This window comes from Actinoplanes auranticolor (genome assembly GCF_018332655.1).
Taxonomy (GTDB): domain Bacteria; phylum Actinomycetota; class Actinomycetes; order Mycobacteriales; family Micromonosporaceae; genus Actinoplanes; species Actinoplanes auranticolor.
On sequence record NZ_BOQL01000026.1, the window covers coordinates 210,953 to 234,219 of the forward strand.

Annotated in this window: 22 protein-coding genes; 16 read left to right on the plus strand and 6 right to left on the minus strand. The window is 71.8% G+C overall.

The features are described from left to right. Window positions 1–89 precede the first annotated feature (89 nt). Window positions 90–920, minus strand: coding sequence for a DUF1775 domain-containing protein (locus tag Aau02nite_RS16745; protein ID WP_212989347.1), 831 nt, complete (start codon window positions 918–920; stop codon window positions 90–92). Window positions 921–1,001: 81 nt separating this feature from the next. On the opposite strand from Aau02nite_RS16745, the gene Aau02nite_RS16750 reads away from it, so the two are divergent. The 5 genes from Aau02nite_RS16750 (at window position 1,002) to Aau02nite_RS16770 (ending at window position 5,596) form a co-directional block, all read left to right on the plus strand. Beyond that, window positions 1,002–1,208, plus strand: coding sequence for an RNA-binding S4 domain-containing protein (locus tag Aau02nite_RS16750; protein WP_212989348.1), 207 nt, complete (start codon window positions 1,002–1,004; stop codon window positions 1,206–1,208). Window positions 1,209–1,351: 143 nt separating this feature from the next. Next, entirely contained in the window at window positions 1,352–2,725 is a 1,374-nt protein-coding gene (locus tag Aau02nite_RS16755) for an ABC transporter substrate-binding protein (protein WP_212989349.1), read from the plus strand. Between the two features lie 14 nt (window positions 2,726–2,739). Then, entirely contained in the window at window positions 2,740–3,699 is a 960-nt protein-coding gene (locus Aau02nite_RS16760) for a carbohydrate ABC transporter permease (RefSeq protein WP_212989350.1), read from the plus strand. Then, window positions 3,696–4,565 (plus strand): carbohydrate ABC transporter permease, encoded by an 870-nt coding sequence (locus Aau02nite_RS16765; RefSeq protein ID WP_212989351.1) that lies wholly within the window; start codon window positions 3,696–3,698, stop codon window positions 4,563–4,565. The genes Aau02nite_RS16760 and Aau02nite_RS16765 overlap by 4 nt, the downstream gene beginning before the upstream one ends. Before the next feature lie 152 nt (window positions 4,566–4,717). After that, window positions 4,718–5,596 carry a hypothetical protein gene (locus Aau02nite_RS16770; protein WP_246595203.1) on the plus strand — a complete coding sequence of 293 codons (879 nt, stop codon included), beginning with the start codon at window positions 4,718–4,720 and terminating at the stop codon, window positions 5,594–5,596. Window positions 5,597–5,716: 120 nt separating this feature from the next. Here Aau02nite_RS16770 and Aau02nite_RS16775 read toward each other — a convergent pair whose 3' ends face one another. Next, window positions 5,717–6,085, minus strand: coding sequence for an FKBP-type peptidyl-prolyl cis-trans isomerase (locus Aau02nite_RS16775; RefSeq protein WP_212989353.1), 369 nt, complete (start codon window positions 6,083–6,085; stop codon window positions 5,717–5,719). Between the two features lie 157 nt (window positions 6,086–6,242). Between Aau02nite_RS16775 and Aau02nite_RS16780 the strand changes: the two genes are divergently transcribed. From Aau02nite_RS16780 to Aau02nite_RS16790, 3 genes are all read left to right on the plus strand, one after another. Further along, window positions 6,243–7,163, plus strand: a complete 921-nt coding sequence (locus tag Aau02nite_RS16780; RefSeq protein WP_212989354.1) for a lytic polysaccharide monooxygenase auxiliary activity family 9 protein — start codon at window positions 6,243–6,245, stop codon at window positions 7,161–7,163. A gap of 51 nt (window positions 7,164–7,214) precedes the next feature. Next, window positions 7,215–8,447 carry a glycoside hydrolase family 3 N-terminal domain-containing protein gene (locus Aau02nite_RS16785; RefSeq protein ID WP_246595204.1) on the plus strand — a complete coding sequence of 411 codons (1,233 nt, stop codon included), beginning with the start codon at window positions 7,215–7,217 and terminating at the stop codon, window positions 8,445–8,447. A gap of 64 nt (window positions 8,448–8,511) precedes the next feature. Further along, window positions 8,512–9,522, plus strand: a complete 1,011-nt coding sequence (locus Aau02nite_RS16790) for an aldo/keto reductase (protein ID WP_212989355.1) — start codon at window positions 8,512–8,514, stop codon at window positions 9,520–9,522. Here Aau02nite_RS16790 and Aau02nite_RS16795 read toward each other — a convergent pair. Further along, on the minus strand, window positions 9,519–11,591 hold the full coding sequence (locus Aau02nite_RS16795; RefSeq protein ID WP_212989356.1) for a serine/threonine-protein kinase: 2,073 nt from the start codon (window positions 11,589–11,591) through the stop codon (window positions 9,519–9,521). The genes Aau02nite_RS16790 and Aau02nite_RS16795 overlap by 4 nt on opposite strands. 60 nt (window positions 11,592–11,651) lie before the next feature. Between Aau02nite_RS16795 and Aau02nite_RS16800 the strand changes: the two genes are divergently transcribed. The 8 genes from Aau02nite_RS16800 to Aau02nite_RS16835 all read left to right on the plus strand — a co-directional run bounded on the left by Aau02nite_RS16800 (window position 11,652) and on the right by Aau02nite_RS16835 (window position 20,848). Continuing rightward, window positions 11,652–12,533, plus strand: a complete 882-nt coding sequence (locus Aau02nite_RS16800; RefSeq protein WP_212989357.1) for a helix-turn-helix domain-containing protein — start codon at window positions 11,652–11,654, stop codon at window positions 12,531–12,533. Window positions 12,534–12,608: 75 nt separating this feature from the next. After that, a complete protein-coding gene (locus Aau02nite_RS16805; RefSeq protein ID WP_212989358.1) occupies window positions 12,609–14,498 on the plus strand; it encodes a maleylacetate reductase and hydroxyquinol 1,2-dioxygenase domain-containing protein in 1,890 nt (629 codons plus the stop codon). Then, entirely contained in the window at window positions 14,495–16,273 is a 1,779-nt protein-coding gene (locus Aau02nite_RS16810) for an FAD-dependent oxidoreductase (protein ID WP_212989359.1), read from the plus strand. The genes Aau02nite_RS16805 and Aau02nite_RS16810 overlap by 4 nt, the downstream gene beginning before the upstream one ends. 74 nt (window positions 16,274–16,347) lie before the next feature. After that, entirely contained in the window at window positions 16,348–16,785 is a 438-nt protein-coding gene (locus Aau02nite_RS16815; protein WP_212989360.1) for a CBS domain-containing protein, read from the plus strand. Window positions 16,786–16,820: 35 nt separating this feature from the next. Next, window positions 16,821–17,972, plus strand: coding sequence for a sensor histidine kinase (locus Aau02nite_RS16820; protein ID WP_212989361.1), 1,152 nt, complete (start codon window positions 16,821–16,823; stop codon window positions 17,970–17,972). Between the two features lie 8 nt (window positions 17,973–17,980). Next, on the plus strand, window positions 17,981–18,631 hold the full coding sequence (locus tag Aau02nite_RS16825; protein ID WP_212989362.1) for a response regulator: 651 nt from the start codon (window positions 17,981–17,983) through the stop codon (window positions 18,629–18,631). A gap of 75 nt (window positions 18,632–18,706) precedes the next feature. Then, entirely contained in the window at window positions 18,707–19,984 is a 1,278-nt protein-coding gene (locus Aau02nite_RS16830; protein ID WP_212989363.1) for an alpha/beta fold hydrolase, read from the plus strand. A 36-nt stretch (window positions 19,985–20,020) separates the two neighbouring features. After that, a complete protein-coding gene (locus Aau02nite_RS16835; RefSeq protein ID WP_212989364.1) occupies window positions 20,021–20,848 on the plus strand; it encodes a carbon-nitrogen hydrolase family protein in 828 nt (275 codons plus the stop codon). Between the two features lie 44 nt (window positions 20,849–20,892). Here Aau02nite_RS16835 and Aau02nite_RS16840 read toward each other — a convergent pair whose 3' ends face one another. The 3 genes from Aau02nite_RS16840 to Aau02nite_RS16850 are packed head-to-tail and all read right to left on the minus strand — an operon-like array spanning window position 20,893 to window position 23,260. Continuing rightward, complete coding sequence (locus Aau02nite_RS16840) at window positions 20,893–21,477, minus strand: DUF624 domain-containing protein (protein WP_212989365.1); 585 nt, start codon at window positions 21,475–21,477, stop codon at window positions 20,893–20,895. After that, window positions 21,474–22,304 carry a carbohydrate ABC transporter permease gene (locus tag Aau02nite_RS16845; protein ID WP_212989366.1) on the minus strand — a complete coding sequence of 277 codons (831 nt, stop codon included), beginning with the start codon at window positions 22,302–22,304 and terminating at the stop codon, window positions 21,474–21,476. Before Aau02nite_RS16845 ends, Aau02nite_RS16840 begins: the two co-directional genes overlap by 4 nt. Beyond that, a complete protein-coding gene (locus Aau02nite_RS16850; protein WP_438841144.1) occupies window positions 22,304–23,260 on the minus strand; it encodes a carbohydrate ABC transporter permease in 957 nt (318 codons plus the stop codon). The genes Aau02nite_RS16845 and Aau02nite_RS16850 overlap by 1 nt, the downstream gene beginning before the upstream one ends. Between the last annotated feature and the right edge of the window lie 7 nt (window positions 23,261–23,267).

Here is a 23,267-nt window from a genome sequence, read left to right on the forward strand (position 1 = left end):
GTCTTGCCCTGGACCCCACCCGCCGGTCGTGTTCCGCGCCCCACGCGCATCAGCACGACACACCCGCGCCCACCTGCGCGGGACGTCTGTCACTCCGTCGGGCCGTCCTTGTAGCTCCAGGACGTGACCCGGGGGGTCTTGGCCGCGCCGACGAGTTCCTTGTCGTCGTCCTGCTCGGCTCGGGGCTCTTCCGTCGCGGCGGCTTCGGACGGGCGGCGGCGCGAGCGCAGCACCGCGATGGTTCCCGCGGCGGCGGCCAGGGCGGCGACGACCCAGCCGGCGATGGTCCAGAAGCCGGGGCCGTCGTTGGCTTCGATCAGCGCGGCGAAGGTGGCCGCGTCGGCGTCACCGGTGTCGGTGGTGCCCGTACCGCTGTGTCCGCCGGAGTGCGGTGCCGCCTGCTGGCCGGGTGCTGCCGGGGTGAGGGTCAGCACGACCGGCGGCAGGGCTGCGCCCTTGGCGGGGTCCGCGTACGTCGCCTGGACGGCGAAGCTCATCTGGGCCGAGGCCGGCATCGGGCCCATCGCGACCGGCAGGTCCGCTGACTTGCCGGGGGCGAGCGCCTTGCCCGGCATCGCGGTCCAGGTGATGTCCGCGGCGGTCTCGGAGATCGCTTCGCCGTGGATGCCGTCCATCGGGGTGGCCAGCGATCTGGTCGTGATCAGCGGCGCCCAGTCGTCGACCGACAGCGGGTACGCCTCGGCGACCGGCAGTTCGGCCGGCAGCATCAGCTTGACCTTGGTGATCGGGCTCTTGGCCGTGTTCGTCACCTTGAACGTCACGTTGGTGCCGCTGCCCTGCGGTGCGCTGGGCGGGCTGACCGTGACGTCCGCGGCGGCGGGGGACGCCGCGCAGAACACACCCGCGGCGACGGCGGCGGCCAGGACGCCCGCCCGGCGGTGCTTCTCGAGGTTCCTCACGACGGGTAGTTCGGCTGGGAGGCGTCAATGGTTCAACCGTGCCGGACTTTCTTTCCGACGAGTTGGAGCATGATGGTCGGCATGCGTGACGTGGCCATCAACAGCGACATGATCAGACTCGGACAGTTTCTCAAACTCGCCGATCTCATCGACACCGGCGGAGAAGCGAAGATCCTGATCGCGTCGGGGGACGTGACGGTCAACGGGGAGGTCGACACCCGGCGCGGGCGGCAGCTGCGGCCGGGGGACGTGGTGGTCGTGCGGGGACGGTCGGCCCGGGTCGCCTGAGGACCTCCGGGCAACTTCGATACTCATATATGCAGCACTGTGTGACCAGTGGTTGACATCCTGTCGATCACAGGCATCTACTGAGTCCGGTGTTACCGGCGTCACAGATGCCGGAGTTCCATCCGCCTCGCCGGGGAGGCTCCATGTCTCGTGCACATGTCCGCGCGGTTCTCGTCCGAGCCGCCGCAGCCCTGCTGGCCGTGTCACTCGCGGGATGTGCGGGCTGGGGTGGTGACAGCGCCGGTTCGGGCGGAGCCGACAGCATCGACGTGCTGATGGTGAACAACCCGCAGATGATCGACCTGCAGCGGCTCACCGAGGCCAACTTCACCCGGCAGACCGGCATCAGGGTCAACTTCACGGTGCTGCCGGAGAACGACGTCCGCGACAAGATCAGCCAGGAGTTCTCCAGCCAGGCCGGGCAGTACGACGTGGCCTCGCTGAGCAACTTCGAGATCCCGATCTACGCCAAGAGCAAGTGGATCGCCCCGCTGGACGAGTACGTGGCGGCGGACACCGCGTTCAACCAGGCGGACATCCTCCCGCCGATGACCAAGTCGCTGACCGCCGACGACGGCAAGCTCTACGGCGAGCCGTTCTACGGCGAGTCCTCGTTCCTGATGTACCGCAAGGACGTGCTGGACGCCCAGGGCATCCAGATGCCGGCCAAGCCGACCTGGCAGCAGGTGGCGGACATCGCAGCCCGGGTCGACGGCAAGCAGCCCGGCATGGCCGGCATCTGCCTGCGCGGCCAGCCCGGCTGGGGCCAGGTGTTCGCGCCGCTCACGACGGTGGTCAACACGTTCGGCGGCACCTGGTTCGACAAGGACTGGAACGCCCGGGTGGACGCGCCGGAGTTCAAGCAGGCCACCCAGTTCTACGTGGACCTGGTACGGGCGCACGGCGAGGTCGGCGCCCCGCAGGCCGGCTTCACCGAGTGCCTGAACAACCTGGTGCAGGGCAACGCCGCCATGTGGTACGACGCGACCAGCGCGGCGGGCACGCTGGAGGCGGCGGACTCCCCGGTCAAGGGCAAGATCGGGTACGTCGCCGCGCCGGTCGTCAAGACGCAGAGCTCCGGCTGGCTGTACGCGTGGTCGTGGAGCATCCAGCAGGCGAGCGAGAAGAAGGACAACGCCTGGAAGTTCATCTCCTGGGCCTCCAGCCGGCAGTACGAGGAACTCGTCGGTGGTCAGCTGGGCTGGTCCCGGGTGCCGGCCGGCAAGCGCGCCTCCACCTACGCCAACCCGGACTACCTCGAGGAGGCGTCGGCTTTCGCCGGGCCGACCGAGCAGGCCATCTCCAGCGCTGATCCGCGCAATCCCGGCGTGCAGCCGCGCCCGGCGCTCGGCATCCAGTTCGTCGACATCCCGGAGTTCACCGACCTGGGCACTCAGGTCTCGCAGTACGTCAGCTCCGCGATCGCCGGGCAGATGACGGTCGACGAGGCGCTGAAACGAGGCCAGCGGCTTGCCGACGACGTCGCGGAACGGTACCGATCGCGCGAGAACGGCTGAAGGGGGCGACGGCGATGACATCCGTGGCCGAGAAGACCGCCGGCAGGACCGGCCTGACGCCGACCCCACCCGGTGCGGCCCGCCGGGCCGCCGGCTGGGCGCGGCGGGCACCGCTGCTGCCCGCGCTGATCTTCATGATCGTGGTCACCCAGCTGCCGTTCGTGGCCACGCTGGTCATCTCGTTCATGGACTGGAACGCGTACTACCCCGACGAGCGCGGGTTCGCCGGATTCGACAACTTCCGGCGGGTCTTCACCGACGTCAACATGCGCGACGCGGTCTGGACGACGATCCTGCTGACCGTCGGCGTGGTACTGATCAGCCTGGTGCTCGGGCTCGGCATCGCGTTGCTGCTGGACCGCAAGTTCCGGGGCCGCGGCGCCGTCCGGACGATGATGATCGCCCCGTTCCTCGTCGTGCCCGTCGCCGCCGCCCTGCTCTGGAAGCACGCCCTCTACAACCCCGAGTACGGCCTCTTCAACGGCGCGCTGACCTGGGTGTGGGGGCTGTTCGGCTCGGACAGCCCGCCGCAGCCCGACTGGATCAGCAACATGCCGCTCTGGTCGGTGATCTTCGCGCTGGTCTGGCAGTGGACGCCGTTCATGATGCTGATCCTGCTGGCCGGTCTGCAGGGCCGCCCGCTGGACGTCATCGAGGCGGCCCGGATCGACGGCGCCAACACCTGGCAGATCTTCCGCAGCATGACCCTGCCGCACCTGCGCCAGTACCTCGAACTCGGCGCGCTGCTCGGCTCCATCTACATCGTGCAGAACTTCGACGCGGTCTTCACCATCACGTCCGGCGGCCTCGGCACGGCGAACCTGCCGTACACGATCTACCAGATCTTCTACCAGGCCCACGACTACGGCCGGGCCTCCGCCGCCGCCGTCGTGGTCGTGATCGGCACGATCATCATCGCGACGTTCGCCCTGCGGACGGTCTCGTCGCTGTTCAAGGAGGACCCGGGCCGATGACCACCACCTTGACCCGCACCACGCCGGGCCACCAGGCCGTACCGAAGAAGAAGGACCGCGGCGGGCCCTGGCTGTCGCTGCTCGCCTGGGTGGTCGGCCTGCTGTTCGTGCTGCCCGTCGTCTGGATGGTGCTGACCTCCTTCCACAGCGAGGCCGACGCCGCCACCAACCCGCCCGCCGTGGTCGCCCCGCTGACCCTGGAGGGCTACCGGGAATTCTTCTCCGGCGGCGCGAGCCCGTGGCCGCCGCTGCTCAACTCGATGACCGCCAGCGTGATCTCGACCCTGCTGGTGCTGCTGCTGTCGTTCCCGGCGGCGTACGCGTTGTCGATCAAGCCGGTGAAGAAGTGGACCGACGTCCTGTTCTTCTTCCTGTCCACCAAGATGCTGCCCGTCGTCGCCGGCCTGCTGCCGCTGTACCTGTTCGCGCAGAACACCGGCCTGCTGGACAACATCTGGCTGCTGATCGTCTTCTACACCTCGATGAACCTGCCCATCGCCGTCTGGATGATGCGGTCGTTCCTGTCCGAGGTGCCGGTGGAGATGCTCGAGGCCGCCTCCATGGACGGCGCCAGCCTGGCCAAGACCCTGCGCTCGGTGATCGCGCCCGTGGTCATGCCCGGCATCGCGGCGACGGCGCTGATCTGTTTCATCTTCAGCTGGAACGAGCTGCTCTTCGCCCGGGTCCTCACCGCCACCGTGGCGGAGACCTCGCCGGTGTTCCTGACCAGCTTCGTCACCAGCCAGGGCCTGTTCCTGGCCCAGCTCTGCGCGGCAGCCTTCGTCGTCTCGCTGCCCGTGCTCGTCGCCGGCTTCGCGGCCCAGGACAAGCTCGTGCAGGGCCTGTCGCTGGGCTCGGTCAAGTAGCCGCCCCTGATCCACACTCCGCCCCGATAGAGGTGACCGGCCCCGAGCCTGGGGCCGGTCACTGCGTCCGGAGACCGAATCTTTTCCCCGAAAGGGGTAGGAACCGGTGCGGTCCGGGGTACGTCTGACCGCCTATGACCAGACTTCGCGGCTTGTGGACGGCCGCTGCCGCCGTGACCTTGTTCCTGCTCAGCGCCTGTGCCCAGCAGACCGCCGCCGGCACCCCGGGCCCCGGCCCGTCCCCGGAGACCTCCTCGGCCCCCGCCACCGGCGGTTCCGGCGACGCGCTGGTGCTCCGGGTCTCGTCTGCCGGTGGCTTCGTGCCGCCGAGCGCGATCGTCGGCCGGCTCCCCGAGACCAGCGTGTACGCCGACGGCCGGGTGATCTTCAACGGCCCGGTCACGCTGAGCTATCCCGGCCCCGCGCTGCCCAACCTGCAGTGGGGAACGATCTCCCCGGCCACCCTGCAACAGCTGCTCGACAAGGCCGTCGCGGCCGGCGTCCGGCCCGGCATCGACTTCGGTCAGCCCGGGGTCGCCGACGCGCCGACCACCGAGGTCACCGTCGTGACCGCCGCGGGGAAGCGGACCGTCGGCGCGGTGGCACTGCGCGAGGCCCAGCCGGACGACCCGCAGCTCACCAAGGCTCAGCAGCAGGCCCGGACGAAGCTGCGCGCGTTCGTCGACGAGCTCGGCGACCTGACCACCAGGCTGATGACCGGCGAGCCCCAGCAGTACCGGCCGGAGATCATCGCCGGGATCGTGCAGCCGTACGTGGAGCCTGAGGACCAGCCGGGACGCCCGCGTGCCGTGCCGTGGCCCGGCCCCGCGCTGCCGGGCGAGCCGATGAACCCCGATCTGAAGCTCAGCTGCGTGGCCGCCACCGGCGAGCAGGCTGACGCCGTGCTGGCCGCCGCCAAGGACGCCACTGCCATCAGCCCCTGGGTCTGGGCCGACAAGAGCTGGTCGGTGCTCCTGCGCCCGCTGCTGCCGGACGAGACGGGCTGCGCCGACCTGAAGGCGGCGCGATGACCCCCATCGGCGAGCCCTTCGACCCGTCGCCGGGCCGGCCCGGCGACGCGCGGCCGGCGGACAGCAGCGGGCCGGGACGGGCGACGCCCGTACCGGCCCGCGCGGCCTGTCGGCCCTGGCTTACTGCACCCCGAGCAGATCCACCACGAAGATGAGGGTCTCATTCGGCTTGATCACGCCACCGGCGCCCCGGGCGCCGTAGCCGAGGTGCGGGGGGATGGTCAGCTTGCGGCGGCCGCCGACGCGCATGCCGACCACCCCCTGGTCCCATCCGCCGATGACCTGACCGGCGCCCAGGCCGAAGTCGAAAGCCTCGCCCCGGTTGTACGACGCGTCGAACTCCTTGCCCGAGGAGAACGCGACCCCCACGTAGTGGACGGTGACCTGGTGGCCCGGCTTGGCCTCGTCGCCGTCACCGACGACCAGATCCTCCACGACCAGCTCGGCCGGCGGCTCACCCGCGATGGGGCCGACGTCGGGCTTCTCCATGTGTCCTCCTGAGTTGTGTGACTGCATGGCCATGCAACCACAGCGTGATGTTTTTCCGGGCAGCGCCACCCACGGTAGTGAACGACTGGGCGCCGATCTCCGTACTCTTCGCCGGGAGGCTGGTCCGCCGCCGCGCCCGCGAGCACGAGGAGATCGCATGACCGTCGTACGCCGTACCGCTGCCCTGGTGGTGGCCGGTGGTATCGCCGCGGTCGCGACCCTGCTCCCGGCGGCACCGGTGCTCGCCCACGGCGCGCCGACCCAGCCGCTGAGCCGGACCGCGGCGTGTGCCACCGGCGGCGAGCACGCGGGCTCCGCGGCGTGCAAAGCGGCGCTCGCGGCGAACGGGCGGTCCTTCGGCACCTTCGACAACGTGCGGGTGCCCGGCGTGAACGGCAAGGACAAGCAGTTCATCCCGGACGGCAACCTGTGCAGCGGTGACCTGCCGGAATTCCAGGGCCTGGACCTGCCCCGCACGGACTGGCCGACGACCAAGGTGGCTGCGGGCGGCACGCTGGCCATCAAGTACCGGGCCACGATCCCGCACCAGGGCACTTTCCGGGTCTACCTGACCAAGCCCGGCTACGACCCGAAGCAGCCGCTGGGCTGGGACGACCTGGGCAGCGAGCCGATCCTGACGGTGCAGGACCCGCCGTTGCGCGCGGGTGCGTACCGGATGAGCGCCGAGCTGCCCGCGGACCGTACGGGACGGCACGTGCTCTACACGGTCTGGCAGACCTCCAGCACGCCCGACACCTATTACTCATGCTCGGACCTGCAGCTCAAGGCCCCGGCGGTGGTCGCCGCGACCAAGCCCGGCAAGGCCGCCACGGCGCCGAAGCCGAAGGTGTCCCGCTCGGCCGAGCCCGGCGTGGTCGCCTCTCCGCAGGAAGCCGCCGGTCCGGCCGCCGCGGGGGTGCCGCAGCAGAGCGACGAGACCTGGCTGCGCCCGGCCGCGGCGCAGTCGCCGGACACGCTCGACCGGGTGGCCCTGGGTCACCAGATCATCATCGCGGCGCTGATCGTGATCGCAGGCGTGCTCGCGGCCGCCGGCTTCAAACGGTTCCGCCGGCGGTAGCACTCGCACGGCCCGCGGGCGCCTGTCGCGCGTTCGATAGCGTGGGCGGCGATGACGAGCAGAGTGCGGTGGCTGAGTGCCGGAGTGGTCCTGCTGATCGTGATCGCGGGGTGGGTGATCCGGCGAGCTGTCGCCGACACCCCCGCGCCGCGCGCCCTGTCGTCCGCGCCGCCCCCACCCAGCGCATCGACACTGCCCAGCGTTTCCTCCGCGCCCAGTGCTCCCGCGCTGCCGGCCAGCGCGCCGCCGAGTCTCCAGGGCTGCGTCGACACGATCCTCGCCGGGCTGTCGCCGGCCGAGCGGGCCGGCCAGGTACTCATGATCGGGACCCCGGTCGGCAGCCCGCGCGACCTCGGCTCGGTGGTCGCCCGGCACGATCTCGGCGGGGTCTTCCTGGCCGGGCGCAGCTCCCGGTCCGCGGCAGGCCTGCGCGCCGACGTCGCCGCCCTGCAACGCCGGGCCGGTACGCCGCTGCTGGTCGCCCTCGATCAGGAGGGCGGCAGCGTGCAGACCCTCAAGGGGAGTGACTTCCCGCTGATGCCGTCGGCGCAGCGGCTCGGTGCGGGGCCCCCGGCGAAACTGCGGGGCACCGTACGCGACACCGCCCAGCGCCTCGCCGGCATCGGCGTGACCGTCAACCTGGCCCCGGTCGCGGACACGGTCCCGGCGAAGCTGGGGGAGGGCAACCCGCCCATCGGCGGCTTCCACCGCCAGTACGGCTCCGACCCGGACGCGGTCGCGGAGGACGTCGCCACGGTGGTGGCGGCCTCGCAGGGCGCGGAGGTCCTGACCATCCTCAAGCACTTCCCGGGGCTGGGCCGGGTCCGCGCCAACACCGACACGGCGGTGCGGGTCGTCGACAACACGGCCACGGTGGACGACCCGTACCTGAAGCCGTTCGTGGCCGGGATCAAGGCCGGGTCCGCCGGGGTGATGATCTCGTCCGCGACGTACCCGAAGCTCGACGGCTCGTCCATCGCGGCGTTCTCGAAACCGATCGTCACCGGGCTGCTGCGCGAGCGGCTCGGCTACACCGGGCTGGTGATGTCCGACGACCTGGGCGCGGCCGACTCGGCGTCGTCGCTGCCCGTCGGCGAGCGCGCGGTGCGGTTCGTGGCGGCGGGCGGCGACCTGGTGCTGACGATCCGGCCGCAGGACGCGGCGCCGATGGCCGCGTCGCTGATCGCGGAGGCCCGCACGTCGGCACCGTTCGCCACCCGGCTGACCGAGGCGGCCCGGCACGTGCTGCAGGCCAAGGACCGCGCCGGCCTGCTGACCTGCTGACCCCGCCCGGGATCCGCATCGCGGTGTTGACCTGGAGCGCGCTCCAGGTCATAGCGTCGTGGGCATGCAGACGATCGAACTGGGCACCACCGGGCAGCAGGTCAGCCGGCTCGCGCTCGGTGCCATGCAGATGGGCAACGCCACGAACGAGCAGGACTCGGTGCACATCCTGGACCGCTACCTCGAGGCCGGCGGGTCGTTCATCGACACGGCGGACTGCTACGAGTGGTGGGCGAGGCGGGACAGCCGGGGCGGGGAGAGCGAAGAGCTGCTCGGCCGCTGGCTGAGCCGGGGCGGCCGGCGCGACCAGGTCTTCCTGGCCACCAAGGGCAGCGCGCTGCCGGAGTATTCGCCGCAACTGTGGGCCGCCGACGGCACGGCGGACTGGGACCTGGCCCGGCGCACCTTCGCCGGCGCGGGCGGTGACACGCTGCGGCACGCCCTCGACGGCAGCCTGCGGCGGCTCGGCACCGACCACGTCGACCTCTACTACGTGCACGTCGACGACCGGGCCACCCCGCTGGAGGAGACCCTGGAGGCGCTGGCCGGCCTGGTGCAGGCCGGGAAGATCCGGTACCTGGGCTGGTCGAACGTACGGACCTGGCGGCTGGAGCGGATCCGGCAGCTGTGCGACCGGTACGGCTGGCCGGCCCCGGTGGCCCTGCAACAGCAGCACTCGTACCTGCGGCCCCGGCCGGGCAACGACAGCGTGTCCATCGTCGGCGCCGAGCAGCTGGACTACCTCGACGCGCACGAGGACCTGACGCTGGTGGCGTACTCGCCGATCCTCAAGGGGATCTACGACGATCCGGCCAAGCGGGCCGGGCACTGGGCCATGGAGGCGTACGCCGGGCCGGACACCGACGCGCGGCTCGCGGTGCTGGCCGAGGTGGCCGCCGAGGCCGGCGTCACGCCGAACCAGCTCGTCCTGGCGTGGCTGATGCAGCAGCCGTCGCCGCGGACGATTCCGCTGGTCGGGCCGCGCACGCCGGAGCAGTTCGAGGCCGCGCTGCCGGCCCTGGACGTGAAGCTCGGCGAGGACCAGCTGCGCCGCCTGAACGCCGCGGGGGTCTAGGTCTTGGGGCGGAAGCTGTCGAAGACCAGCTGAAGGTCGTCGCGGTCGGCTTTCCAGCGGGCGTCGCTGGTCTCCCACCAGATGCCGTACGCCTGCTTCTTCGAGGTGATGAAGCCGCGGTTGTTGACGTGCCGGCGGTTGCTGCCGTTGAAGGTGAACTCCCAGTCCGCGGCCTCCTGCCAGTACGTGACCGGGACGATCTTGATCTCCTTGTAGCCCGGGAAGTCACCGGTGCGGACCCGGTACTCGGCCTTGCCCTTCCAGTCGGCCACCGGGTCGGGCTGCGGCTTGTTCGTCTGGTCGATGCCGAGCACGCGGCCCTTGCCGTCGCGGAAGTAGACGATCGAGCCCTTCTTCGACCTCGACCAGCCCTCGGGGACGTAGACCCGGAAGCCGGTGGGGTCGCGGTAGTCACGCCAGCCGGCGGGCAGCGGCGGCCGGGCCACCGGGGCGCCGGCCCGGCCGGTGGGCGCGCTGGTCGCCGGGGTCCCGCTCGGGGCGGGGTTCGATCCGGCCGGTACGCCGCCGCCCGGGTTCGCCGGTGCCGTGCCCTGCCCGGTCGGGCCCTGCCCCGGCGTGTCCGGTCCGGTCGTGGCCTGGGCGGATGCCGTCGGCGCGACGGTCGGGGCGGTCCGGGGTGTCCCGTCGCCGTCGTCGCGCATGGTCCACCAGGTGGTGCCCGCGCCGGCCAGCACCACGGCGGCAACTCCCGCGGCCAGCAGGGACCGTCGTCGCCGCGGGGCGGCCGTTGCCGGACCGGGGACCGTCGCGGTGCCGCGCGGGGGCGCGACCTCAGTCTCAGCCTCAGCCTCAGGCTCGGCTTCGGTGATGGGCCCGGCCCCGGCCTTGTTGACGGGCTGGGCCCTGGCCGCAGCCTCGGTCTCGGCCGCGGTGCCGTTCCCGGCTGCGGTCCCGGTCTGGGCCGCGGTGTCGGTCTCGGCTGCGGTGTCGGTCTGGGCCGCGGTGTCGGTCCCGGCTACGGTGCCGGTCCCGGCTGCAGTCTCGGCCGCGGAGCCGGTCTCGGTCTCCGGCACCCGTTGCCGGGGCACGATCGGTGCCGATGCCGCATCCATCGCCGCCGCGGGTGCCGGTTCCGTTTCTGGTGCCGTGGCGGGTGCGGGTCGCACGTCCGGTTCTGCCGCCGGGGCCGGAGCGGGCGCTGTGGCTGCGGCCGCAGCCACGACCGGCGCGTCACGGTCGCGGTCGCGCCGGCCGCTCCAGGGCCATCGCGGGCGGGGCGGAGCAGCCGCTCCGCCGCTCGCGACCTCCTCCAGCAGCTCCCGGGCCTCTTCCATGTCGACACGCGCGACGGGGTCCTTGCGGAGCAGCCCGTCGAGGACCGGCGCCAGCACTCCGGCACGGACGGCCGGGGCCGGATCGTCGGAGGCGACCGCGGTCAGCGTCTCGAACACCGACCCGCGCTCGTACGGTGAGTGCCCCTCCACCGCCGTGTACAGCGTCGCGCCTAGGGACCACAGGTCGGAGGCGGGCAGCGTGGTGCCGTCGCGGACCCGCTCGGGTGACATGTACTGCGGGGAGCCGAGCACCATGTTCGAGCTGGTCACGATGCCGTCGCCCTCGATCGTGGCGATGCCGAAGTCGGTGAGTACCACCCGGCCGTCGTCGCCCAGCAGCACGTTGGCCGGTTTGACGTCGCGGTGCCGGACGCCGGCCCGGTGCGAGGCGTCGAGAGCGTTCAGCACGGCCAGGCCGATCTCGGCGACCCGGCGCGGGTCGAGCGGGCCCTCCTGGTCGATGACCTCCTTGAGGGAGCGCGAGTTCACGTACTCCATCACGATCCAGGTGGCGCCGTCCGCTGCGATGACGTCGTACACCTGGGCCGCGTTGGGGTGGCTGATCCGGGCCGCGGCCCGGGCCTCCCGCAGCGTGCGCTGCTGCACGGCGTCGCGGTCGCCCTCGGCGATGTCGTCCGGCGGCACGATCTCCTTGATCGCGACGTCCCGGTCCAGCACCTCGTCGCGGGCCAGGAAGACCCGGCCCATGCCACCGACGCCGAGCGTCTCACCCAGCCGGTAGCGACTGGCGACGACGACCGGGCCCACTGTCATGAGCCTCGCTGTACCCTCTCACCGCCCCGGCCACTCCTGCCGCGCGGGTTAGGATGCGGCATGGACGAGCTCTCGCTGCTCGACACCAACGGGATCCTGCGCCAGCCGTGGATCAGGCCCGAGCGGACCAGCGCGGGTCTGGGCTGGTCCGGTCTCTACGTGTCCACCCAGCGTGAGCAGCCGTACCGGGCGGCCTTCGACGCGGCCCGCAGCCACCTCGTCATCCTGCATCTGAACGGGCCGGTCACCGTCCGCCGCGGCCACCTCGGCCTGACCAGGGCGCGCACGGTCGCCCCGGGCGGCTTCTTCGTGCACCCGGCCGGCAAGGATCTGACCGTGGAGCTGGGCGGCCCCCTCGACACGGTGCACGTCTATCTCGACGACGAGGCGTTGCAGCGGGGGCAGGACGGGCCGCCGGTCACCCTGGCCGAGGAGCTGGGCGTGGCCGATCCGCTGCTGGAGCAGCTGGTGCTGGCGCTGGACTCGGTGTTGCGGCAGTGGGAGCCGTCCGCGCGTACCTATGTGGATCAGGTCGGCAGTCTGCTGGCCGCGCAGCTGGCCCGCCGGCACGGCACCCGGCGGCCGCCGGCCGGGCCGGACGAGGGGCGCCGGCCGGCCGGGCTCAGCGAGCGGCAGCTGGCCCGGGTCCGGGAGCTGCTCACCGAACGGCTCGGCGAGCCGGTCCCGCTGGCCGACATGGCCGCGGCGGCCGGGCTGAGCGTCAGCCACTTCTCCCGGCAGTTCAAGGCCCGCGTCGGCCAGGCTCCGCACCAGTATCTGCTGCGGCTGCGGCTCGACACCGCGTGCCGGCTGCTGCGCACCGGCTCGATGCCGATCGCCGCGGTCGCGGACCGCTGCGGCTTCACCCACCAGGAACATCTCACCCGGGTGATGCGCCGGCATCTGCAGACCACCCCCGCAGCGGTACGCCGCGACGGATGAGGCGGCCGTCGTTTCGTGCAGCCACGCGATGGTTCTGTGCAGGAATCGGCGGCGCAACCGTGGGAGGTTCGCACCATGACGTCGTTCGCGTACACGTCCGGCCCGGCCCGGGTGGTCTTCGGTCCCGGGGTGCTGGATCGGCTGCCGGAGGAGGTGCGCCGCCTCGGCCGCAGCCGGGCGCTGGTGGTCTCCGGCGCGGGCACAGCCGGTGCCGCCGCGCAGGCGGCCGCGAACCTCGGCCCGCTGCTGGCCGGGCACTTCGCCGGCGCCGCGATGCACACTCCGGTCGACGTCACGGCGGAGGCGCTGGAGCTGGTCCGCAGCCTCGACGCCGACTGCCTGGTCTCGGTGGGCGGCGGCTCGGCCACCGGGCTGGGTAAGGCGCTGTCGGTGCGCACCGGGCTGCCGCAGATCGCCGTGCCGAGCACGTACGCCGGTTCCGAGGTCACCCCGGTGCTCGGCGAGACGGACGGGACCGGCAAGACGACCCGGTCGGCGCCGGAGATCCTCCCCGAGACGGTCCTGTACGACGTGCGGCTGACCCTCGGCCTGCCGGTGCCGCTCTCGGTCACCAGCGGGGTCAACGCGATGGCGCACGCGGTGGAGGCGCTCTACTCGCCGGACGCCAACCCGGCCACCGGCGCGCTGGCCCGGCGGGCGATCACGCTGCTGGCCGGGGCGCTGCCCGGCATCGTCGCCGATCCCGGGGACGTCGACGCCCGCTCCGACGCTCTCACCGGCGCCTGGCTGGCCGGCATCTGCCTGGGCACCGTACGGATGGGACCGCACCACAAGCTCTGCCACATGCTGGGCGGCTCGTACGGCCTGCCGCACGCTCCCACCCACACGGTCATGCTGCCGCAGGTCATGGCCCACCAGGCCGCGAAGGCCCCGGAGGCGATGCGGGTGGTGGCCGAGGCGCTCAAGGTCCGCGACGCCCCCTCCGGCCTGTACGACCTGATCACCTCGTGGGGCGGCCCGACCTCGTTGCGGGAGCTGGGCCTGACCGCCGGCGAGCTCGACGACGCGGCGCGACGGGTGGACATCGACGGGGTCCGCGCGCTGCTCGGGGTCGCGTACCAGGGCACCCGCCCGCCCGGACCCGCCGCCGTGCCGGACTTCAGCGCGCTCACCGGCCAGGTCCTGGCCAGTTTCGCCGGCGCGCCCGATCCCCGGGTCCGCGCCCTGGTCACCGACCTGGTCAAGGTCCTGCACGACTACACCAACCGCAACGACCTCACCCAGCAGGAGTGGGAGTACGCCGTCGACTTCCTCACCCGCACCGGCCAGCTCTGCTCGCCCACCCGCCAGGAGTTCGTGCTGCTCTCCGACACCCTCGGTGTGTCGAGCATGGTCGACCTGCTGAGCAACTCGCGTACCCCGCAGACCACGCCGTCGGCCGTGCTCGGGCCGTTCTACGTGCCCGGGCCGCCGCCGGAGCCGCCCGGCGCGGACATCGCCGGTGGCCTGCCCGGCACGCCACTGTGGGCCGACGTGCTGATCACCGACGTGGCGGGCGGGCCGGTGGCCGGGGCGGTGGTCGACGTCTGGCAGTCCAACGACGACGGTTTCTACGACGTGCAGCTCCCGGAGCAGGCCGGGCCGGTGCTGCGGGCCCGGTTCACCAGCGACGACGACGGCCGGGTGCGCTTCTGGTCGATCCTGCCGTCGGAGTACCCGATCCCGGACGACGGCCCGGTCGGGCAGATGCTGGCGGCGACCGGCCGGCACCAGTACCGCGCGCCGCACCTGCACTTCATGATCAGCGCGCCGGGTTACCGCCGCCTGGTCACCCAGTTGTTCGTCGCCGGCGGCGCGTACCTGGACTCCGACACCGTGTTCGGGGTCAAGGACGAGCTGATCGTCGACTTCGCTCCCGGCGCCGGCACCCCGCCGGACGGCCGTGCGGTCGAGCAGTGGCACCAGGTGTCGTACACCTTCCGGATCGCCGAGGAGAAGCCGTGACAGACGTGGTCGAGACCGACGTGCTCATCGTCGGCAGCGGGCCGGCCGGCAGTGCGGCGGCGATGCTGCTCAGCACGTACGGAGTGCCGAACATCATGGTCACCAAGTACAGCCGGCTGGCCGACACACCCCGCGCGCACATCACCAACCAGCGCACGATGGAGGTGCTGCGCGACGCCGGCCTGGAGGAACAGGTGGTCGCGCTGGCCACCCCGCAGCACCTGATGGGGCAGACGCCGTTCGTCTCGGCGCTCAACGGCGAGGAACTGGGCCGGCTGCACACCTGGTACACCCATCCGGCCCGGCAGGCCGACCACGACCTGGCCTCGCCCACCGCGATGTGTGACATGCCGCAGCACCTGATGGAGCCGGTGCTGGCCGGGGCGGCCACCGCCCGCGGCACCCACCTGCGCTACGACACCGAGTACCTGTCGCTGACCCAGGACGATGACGGGGTCACCGCCACCGTGCGCGACCGGCTGCGCGGCGACGAGTACCGGATCCGCGCGAAGTACCTGATCGGCGCGGACGGCGGGCGCAGCAGGGTGGCCGAGGACATCGGCCTGCCGATGGTCGGCCGGATGGGCGTGGCCGGCAGCATCAACATCGTCTTCGAGGCCGACCTGACCCGCTACGTCGCGCACCGGCCCAGCACCCTCTACTGGGTGCTGCAGACCGGCGCCGACGTGGGCGGCATCGGCATGGGCCTGGTGCGCTGCGTCCGGCCCTGGCACGAGTGGCTGATCGTCTGGGGCTACGACATCGACGGTGAGCCGCCGGACCTCACCGAAGCGTACGCCCGGCACATCGCCCACCAGCTGATCGGCGACGACTCGGTGCCGGTCACCATCAAGTCGTCCTCGGCCTGGACGGTCAACCACCTCTACGCCGAGCGGTACCAGCAGGGCCGGGTGTTCTGCGCCGGCGACGCGGTGCACCGGCACCCGCCGTCGAACGGGCTGGGCTCCAACACCTCGATCCAGGACGCGTACAACCTGGCCTGGAAGCTGAAGCTGGTGCTGTCCGGGGCAGCCGGGCCCGGGCTGCTGGAGTCCTACAGCGCCGAGCGGGCCCCGGTCGGCGCGCAGATCGTCGAGCGGGCCAACCGCAGCATCGGCGAGACCGGCCGGATCTTCCAGGCGCTGGGCCTGCTCTCGACCGAGGACCCGGAGCAGATGCGGGCGAACATGGACGCCCGCAAGCTGCCCGGCGACGGCCCGGAGAAACAGCGCCAGCTGCTGCGCGAGGCCATCGCGTTCAAGGACTACGAGTTCAACACCCACGGCGTCGAGCTGGACCAGCGCTACCGCTCGGCGGCGGTGGTCCCCGACGGTACGCAGCCGCCGGCGAACCCGCGCGACGAGGAACTGTTCCACCACCCGACGACCTGGCCCGGCGCCAAGGTGCCGCACGCCTGGCTGGGCCACGGCGCCGAGCGGATCTCCACCCTCGATCTGGGCGGCCACGGCCGGTTCATGCTGCTGACCGGGATCGGCGGCGAGGCGTGGGTGGCGGCGGCCGCCACGCTCGCCACCGCCCTGGGGGTCCCGCTGAGTGCGGCGACGATCGGCCCCGGGGCCGGCTACGAGGACCTGTACGGCGACTGGGCCCGGCTGCGCGAGGTCGGCGACACCGGCTGCGTCCTGCTGCGCCCGGACAACTACGTGGCGTTCCGCAGCCCGGGCCTGCCCGCCGATCCGGAACAGGTCCTCGGCGCGGCGCTGCACCGGGTACTGGGCCGCGACCAGGGCCTCGGTGGATCATCAGCGCCGTAAATCGGACCGCCGGATCACCCGGAAGTGGGCCTCCGTACGCCTAGGGTGGAGGGGACCAGGCCTGGGGAGGAAACATGCGGATCAGTGACGTTCTTCGTGTCAAGGGCGGGCAAGTCGTGACGGTGACTCCGGAGACGCGCGTCGACGCTCTGGTGACAGTGCTGGCCGAGCACCGGATCGGCGCCATCGTGGTGTCCGCCGACGGGTCCAGGGTCGACGGGATCGTCAGTGAGCGCGACATCGTCCGGGCCCTGGCCGTGCGCGGTGCCGCGGTGCTGGCCGAGCCGGTCACCGCCATCCACACCAGCGAGGTGCACACGGTCGAGCCCGACGCCCCGATCGAGGACGTGGAGCGGTTGATGACCGAGCGGCGGTTCCGGCACGTGCCGGTGGTCGTCGACGGCACCCTGCACGGCATCGTGAGCATCGGCGACGTGGTCAAGGAACGCATCGGCGAGCTGGAGACCGAGCGCTCCTCCCTGGCCGGCTACATCACCGGGGAACGCTTCTAGGCCGTGGTGGACCGGGTGCGCAACGATGCGTGGCGATGGATGTCGTAGCTGAGTCGTCGCACCTGCCCCACCCGGTAGGTACGGTGCGCGCGTTCTGGGTCCGCCATCCGCGGGTGGTGGACTCGCTCGTCGCCTTGCTCTGCGTCCTGTGGAGTTTCGACGACGGCGCGGGGCTTCGGATACCGCAACCGGTCGATCCGGCGTGGGGGGCCGTCAGCCTGATCGTGGCGGGCACGATGCTGGTTCGCCGTACGCGGCCGTGGTGGCCGGTCGCGGCGGTCGCTGTCGGTGGAGCCCTGACGACCGGGCACTTCATCGGTGTGGCGCTCGCCTGCGCGCTGTACGCCCTCGCCGCCTACCGGTCCACGGGCCGGGCGGTGCTCGGTTCGGTGCTGGCCGTGGTCGCGGTGACTGCGCCGGCGGGCCCGGCGGACTGGCGAGCGAAGGGAATCCTCTACGCGGTGATCGCGGTGATCGCCGTGTTCTCCGGCGCCAACGTCCGGATCCGGCGACGGTACCTGCAGGCGTTGCTCGACCGCACGGTCCAGCTCGCGCGGGAGCGGGAACAGGCGGGGCAGCTGGCGGCGGTGCACGAACGCACGCGGATCGCCCACGACCTGCACGACATCGTGGCCCACAGCCTGACCGTGATGGTGCGCCTGGCCGACGGTGCCGCCGCCGTGGGGGACACCGAGCCGGACCGCGCCCGTTCGGCCGCGGAGCGGATCGGCGGCATCGGCCGGGAGGCGATGACTGACATGCGCCGGCTGCTCGGCGTGCTCCGCGACGGCGGCGAGGACGAGCCGGCGACCCAGGACCTGGACACCCTGGCCGCCACCTTCCGTACTGCCGGGCTACCGGTGGAGGTTCGCCGGCAGGGCGCGGAGCCGACGTCCCGGAGCTTGCGCATCGCCGTGTTCCGTACCGTCCAGGAGTCCCTGACCAATGCGCTGCGCTACGCCGTGGACGTGCGGCGGGTGCTCGTCGACGTGGACTACCGGGCCGACCCCATCGTCGTCGAGGTCGTCGACGACGGGCGCGGCGCCGGGCCGGCACCGTCGGTGGGCACCCGGCAGGGACTGGTCGCGCTGAAGGAGAGGCTCGCGCTCTACGGGGGTACGGTCGAGGCCGGTCCGCGGCCGGGGCACGGCTGGGCCGTCCGCGTGACCCTGCCGCTCGTCGAGTGAGGGAACCGATGGCTGAGACGACCGTGCTGCTCGTGGACGACCAGGCGCTGGTGCGCGAGGGCATGGCGATGGTGCTGGGCCGGCAACCCGGACTGCGGATCGTGGGGGAGGCCGACGACGGTCGCGCGGGCGTCCAGCTGGCCCGCCTGCACCGGCCGGACGTGGTGCTGATGGACGTACGGATGCCGGTGCTCGACGGCATCGAGGCGACCCGGGAGATCGTGGCGCAACGCCCGCAGACCCGGGTGCTCATCCTGACGACGTTCGACCTCGACGAGTACGCCTTCAACGGCCTGCGCGCCGGCGCGAGCGGATTCCTGCTCAAGGACGCGCGTTCGGCCGACCTGGTGGCGGCGGTCCGTACGGTGGCGGCCGGTGAGGCGGTGGTCTCGCCCCGGATCACCCGCACGCTGCTGGACCACTACCGGGCCGGTCCGATCGCCCCGCCGGAACGCGAACGCCTCCTGGAGGAGCTGACCGTCCGGGAACGTGAGGTCCTCGTGGCCATCGCCCGCGGCCGGTCGAACACCGAGATCGCCGGGGAGCTGTTCCTCTCCGAGTCGACGGTGAAGACCCACGTCGGCCGGGTCCTGGCCAAGCTCGGCGCCCGCGACCGGGTCCACGCCGTCATCTGGGCACACCGCCACGGCCTGGTCTGAGTGGTACCGCAGTACCACTGCCGGACGGCACCGCGGGTGGATGGGGATCACCTTCCGTCTCCGTAGCGTCGAACCATGATCGAAGTGACGAGAACCTGGTTCCGCGCCGCGTTCGGCTGGTTCGTAGCGATCGCAGCGGTCCTCACCGCCGTCCTGTTCTTCTTCGTCGCCTTGCTCGTCACCGCCCAGACGACCGGGAGCGCGCTGCTGTCCTACGCCGTCGCCACACTCGTCGCGATCGGGTGCGCGACCGGCCTGGCCCGGTTGTCGGTGTGGCTCCGAGGAAGCCGCAGCAAGCTGACCGCATATGTCTGCCTCGCGGTTTCGCTCCCGCTGGCCGCCGGACTGTCCTGGGCCTGGTTCGGGGCACCGGCCATCTACACGCCGTTGCCCGACTCGCCGGCCGCACGGTACTGGGACCTGCCGACCGGCTCGCGGATCGCCTACGTCCGTGCCGCCGGCACCGTGACGCGCCCGGAACCGGTGCTGCTCGTCCACGGCGGCCCCGGAGCCCCGGCCGGCAGAGACGACGAATTCGCCGAGCGCCTCGCCGGTGCCGGCTTCGCCGTCTACAACTACCAGCAGGTCGGTGCGGGCCGGTCGAGCCGGCTCGATCCGCGGGAGTACACCGTGGCCCGGCATGTCGCCGACCTCGATGCCATCCGGCAGCAGCTGAGGGCCCCGAAGGTGGTGCTGATCGGCTCATCGTGGGGTGGGGAGCTCATCGCGCACTACCTCGCCGCGCACCCGGACACCGTCGCGAAGGCCGTCGTCGCGAGTCCCGGGGCCATGTCGGACGACTCCGTCAGCGACGGCAGCCTGACACCGACCGGCCGGACCGACCAGGACAGCCGGTTGGCCGCGCACACTCGCTTCGCGGCGACATACTTCCTGGGCCAGGCGGGCGGACTGCCGGCGGCCGGGACGTTGATGTCCGACCAGACGGCCGACGGGCTCTATCAGCAGTTCGTCCGCAGCCTGAACATGAGCTCCGGCTGTCCTGACGCCGCCGCGGTCGAACGGCCCGCCGACGCCACCGCCGGGTACGGCCTCTGGGTCAACATCGCCACCGCCGCCTCGGCGTCGAGGGCCGCCGACCCCCGGCCGGCGTTGCGCCACAACCGCACCCCCGTGCTGGTGCTGCGGGCCCAGTGCGACTACCTGCGCTGGGAGGTGACCCGCGAATACCGCGACACGTTCCCCCGAGCGACGATGCTGACCGTCAACGGCGCCGGACATTCCGTTCTGGCCGACAAGCCGGCCGAGACCGGTACGGCCGTTGCCGCCTTCCTGACCGGAGAACCCTTGCCCGCCAAGCCGTACACCGCCGCCGAGACGCCGTGGCGACGGTGAGAGGCGACCAGGAAGCGATCGTGGCAAGATGCGGCGGTGACGCTGAAGGTTGCCACCACCCAGCCCGCCGGGACCACCGACGCCCGCGAGAACGGTCGCATCGTCCGCGACCTGATGCGGCGGGCCGCCGCGGCGGACGTCCGGCTGATCCACTTCCCCGAGGGGTTCCTGTCCGGGTACGCCAAGGAGCAGATCGCCGACTGGGCCGACGTCGACTGGGACGCCGCCCGCGACGAGCTGCGTTCGATAGCCGACCTGGCCCGCGAACTCGGGATGTGGGTGGTGCTGGGCTCGGCGCACCCGCTGATCCCGCCCCACCGCCCGCACAACAGCCTCTACGTGATCTCCGATCAGGGCCGGGTCGTCACCCGCTACGACAAGCGTTTCTGCTCGCACACCGAGATCACGAGCTTCTACAGCCCGGGCTTCGAGCCGGTCGTGTTCGACGTCGACGGCTACCGGTTCGGCCTGGCCATCTGCATCGAGGTCAATTTCCCGCAGCTGTTCGCCGAGTACGACCGCCTCGGCGTGGACTGCCTGCTGCTGTCCGCCTGGCCCATCGACGAGATCTTCTTCCGCAAGGCGCAGGCGCATGCCGCGATCAACAACTACTGGCTCAGCCTGTCGGTGCCCGCGCAGAGCGTGGAGCTGATGCCGTCGGCGATCTTCGGTCCCGACGGAAGCGAACTGACCGCCGTGACCGCTCCGGAGCAGCCGGCCACCGCCGTCCTCGATCGCGCGGCGCCCGAGTTCCACATCGCCCTGGACCTCGCCCGCCCCTGGCGGGCCGCCGCCGACCAGGGCGACATCTACCGCAGCCGGCGGGTCGAGGACCCGCGCAGCAGCGACCGGACGCTCATCTGAGAAGGAGCGGCCCGGGGACGCGTACGCCCCCGGGCCGGCCCGTCTCACAGCGCGTTCAGCGGCTCCACGGGGGACATCCGCCGGGTCACCACGTGCACCGCGAAGAGCCCGTAGCCGGTCAGCACCGGCACCAGCGCCGGGTGCACCATGAGGGCGAGCACCGTGGCCAGGACGACGACCCCGCCCACCGCCGCGGCCGCCCGGCCGTGACCCGGCAGCGCAGCCAGAGCCGCCCGCCAGCTGTGCTCCGGGTCCGCGCCCACCGCCACGATCACCAGGGCGCCGTAGCCGGCCCCCGCCGCGGCGAGAACCATCGTGAGCGCCACCAGCGGTGCGCCGCCGGGGACGGTGCCGTTGCGGACGGCCAGCACGTCGACGACCACCAGCAGCGCGGCCGTCGCGGCGGCCAGCCCGGCGAGCAGGCCGGGCACCAGGGCGCGCCGGAAGGTGGCCCAGCTCGCCCGGGCGGTCGGCCACCGGTCGTGCTCCAGATGGTGGTGCACCGCCGCGCTGCCGGCGGCCATCGCGGCGCCCGCTGTGACCAGCGGCAGCGTCGCCAGCGTGACCAGGAAGCCCAGCAGGGCCAGGTCGGTGGCGATCCGGACGGTCTCGCGCCAGTCGCGTCTCATCCCTTGAGCCCGCTGGTGTTGATGCCCTCGACGAGCATGCGCTGGAACGCCACGAAGAACAGGAAGACCGGGACCAGCGACAGCAGCGACATCGCGAACATCGGGCCCACCGAGCTCTCACTCGTCGAGTCGATGAACAGCGTCAGCGCCACCGGTGCCGTGTAGTCCTCCAGCTCCGACAGGAACACCAGCTGCCGGAAGAAGTCGTTCCAGGTCCAGATGAACGAGAAGATCGCCGTGGTCACCAGGGCCGGCCGGCTCAGCGGCAGGATGACGTGCTGGAAGATCGAGTACGGCGACGCGCCGTCGATCTTGGCGGCCTCGTCCAGCTCGCGCGGGATGCCCCGCATGAACTGCACCATCAGGAACACGAAGAACGCCTCGGTGGCCAGGAACTGCGGCACCAGCAGCGGCAGGTACGGCCAGTCGCCGCCGACCCAGCCGAGGTTCCGGAACAGGATGTACTGCGGGATGATCAGCACGTGCCCGGGCAGCAGGAGGGTCGCGATCATGATCGAGAACCAGAACTTGCGCATCCGGAACCGCAGCCGGCCGAAGGCGTACGCGGCCAGCAGGCAGGAGATCGTGTTGCCCAGCACGGTCAGCCCGGAGACCATCGCGCTGTTCAGGAAGAACCGGCCGAAGTTGACGTCGAACTTCTGCCAGCCGGAGCTGAAGTTGCCCGGCGTGAAGGTCTCCGGCAGCAGCCCGATGTTGCTGGCGATCTCCTCGGGTGACTTGAAGGACGTCCCCACCATCCAGATCAGCGGGTAGAGCACCACCAGCAGGATCAGGATCAGGGCGAGCAGGCGCAGCCGGCCGCGCATCAGTGCTCCTCGGCGTCGGAGTAGTGGACCCAGAACCGGCCGGTGCGGAACAGCACCACCGTGATCAGGCCGATCGCGAGCAGGAACACCCAGGCCATCGCCGAGGCGTAACCCATGTCCAGCTCGACGAAGCCCTTGATGTAGAGGTTCAGCGTGTACATCAGGGTGGAGTCGACCGGCCCGCCGGTGCCGTTGCTCAGCACGAAGGCGGACGTGAAGCCCTGGAAGCCGTTGATCGTCTCCAGCACCAGGTTGAAGAAGATCACCGGGGACAGCATCGGCAGGGTGACGTTGCGGAACTGCCGCCACCGCCCGGCGCCGTCGACCGAGGCGGCCTCGTACAGCTCCGTCGGCACCTGCTTGAGCCCGGCCAGGAAGATCACCATCGGCGCGCCGAACTGCCAGATGGCCAGCAGCATCAGGGTCTCCAGGGCCCACCGCGGGTCGTTGACCCAGGGCGCGCCCTCGATGCCGAACAACCCCAGGAACGAGTTGAAGGCGCCGTCGCGGTTGAACATGCTGACCCACACGATGGCCAGCGCCACGCTGCCGCCCAGCAGCGACGGCAGGTAGAACAGCCCGCGGAACACGCCGATGCCGCGCATGGCCCGGTTCAGCAGCAGGGCCACGCCGAGCGCGGCCGCCAGCTTGAGCGGCACGGCGACCAGCGCGAACGTCAGGGTGACCTGGACCGCGTGCCAGTAGGTCGGATCCTCGGTGAACATCTGCCGGTAGTTGTCCCAGCCGACCCAGTTCGCCTCCGACAGCGGGGTGAGCACGTCGTAGTCGGTGAAGCTCAGGTAGAGCGAGAGGAGCATCGGGACAGCCGTGATGGCGAGCAGCCCGATCAGCCACGGGGACAGGAACAGGTACCCGGGCAGGTTCTCGGAGTGCCGCTTCCCGCGCCGGTGGCCCGGGCCCTGCTGGTCGGCAGGGCCCGGGCCGGCGGGGTCGATCCGGCCT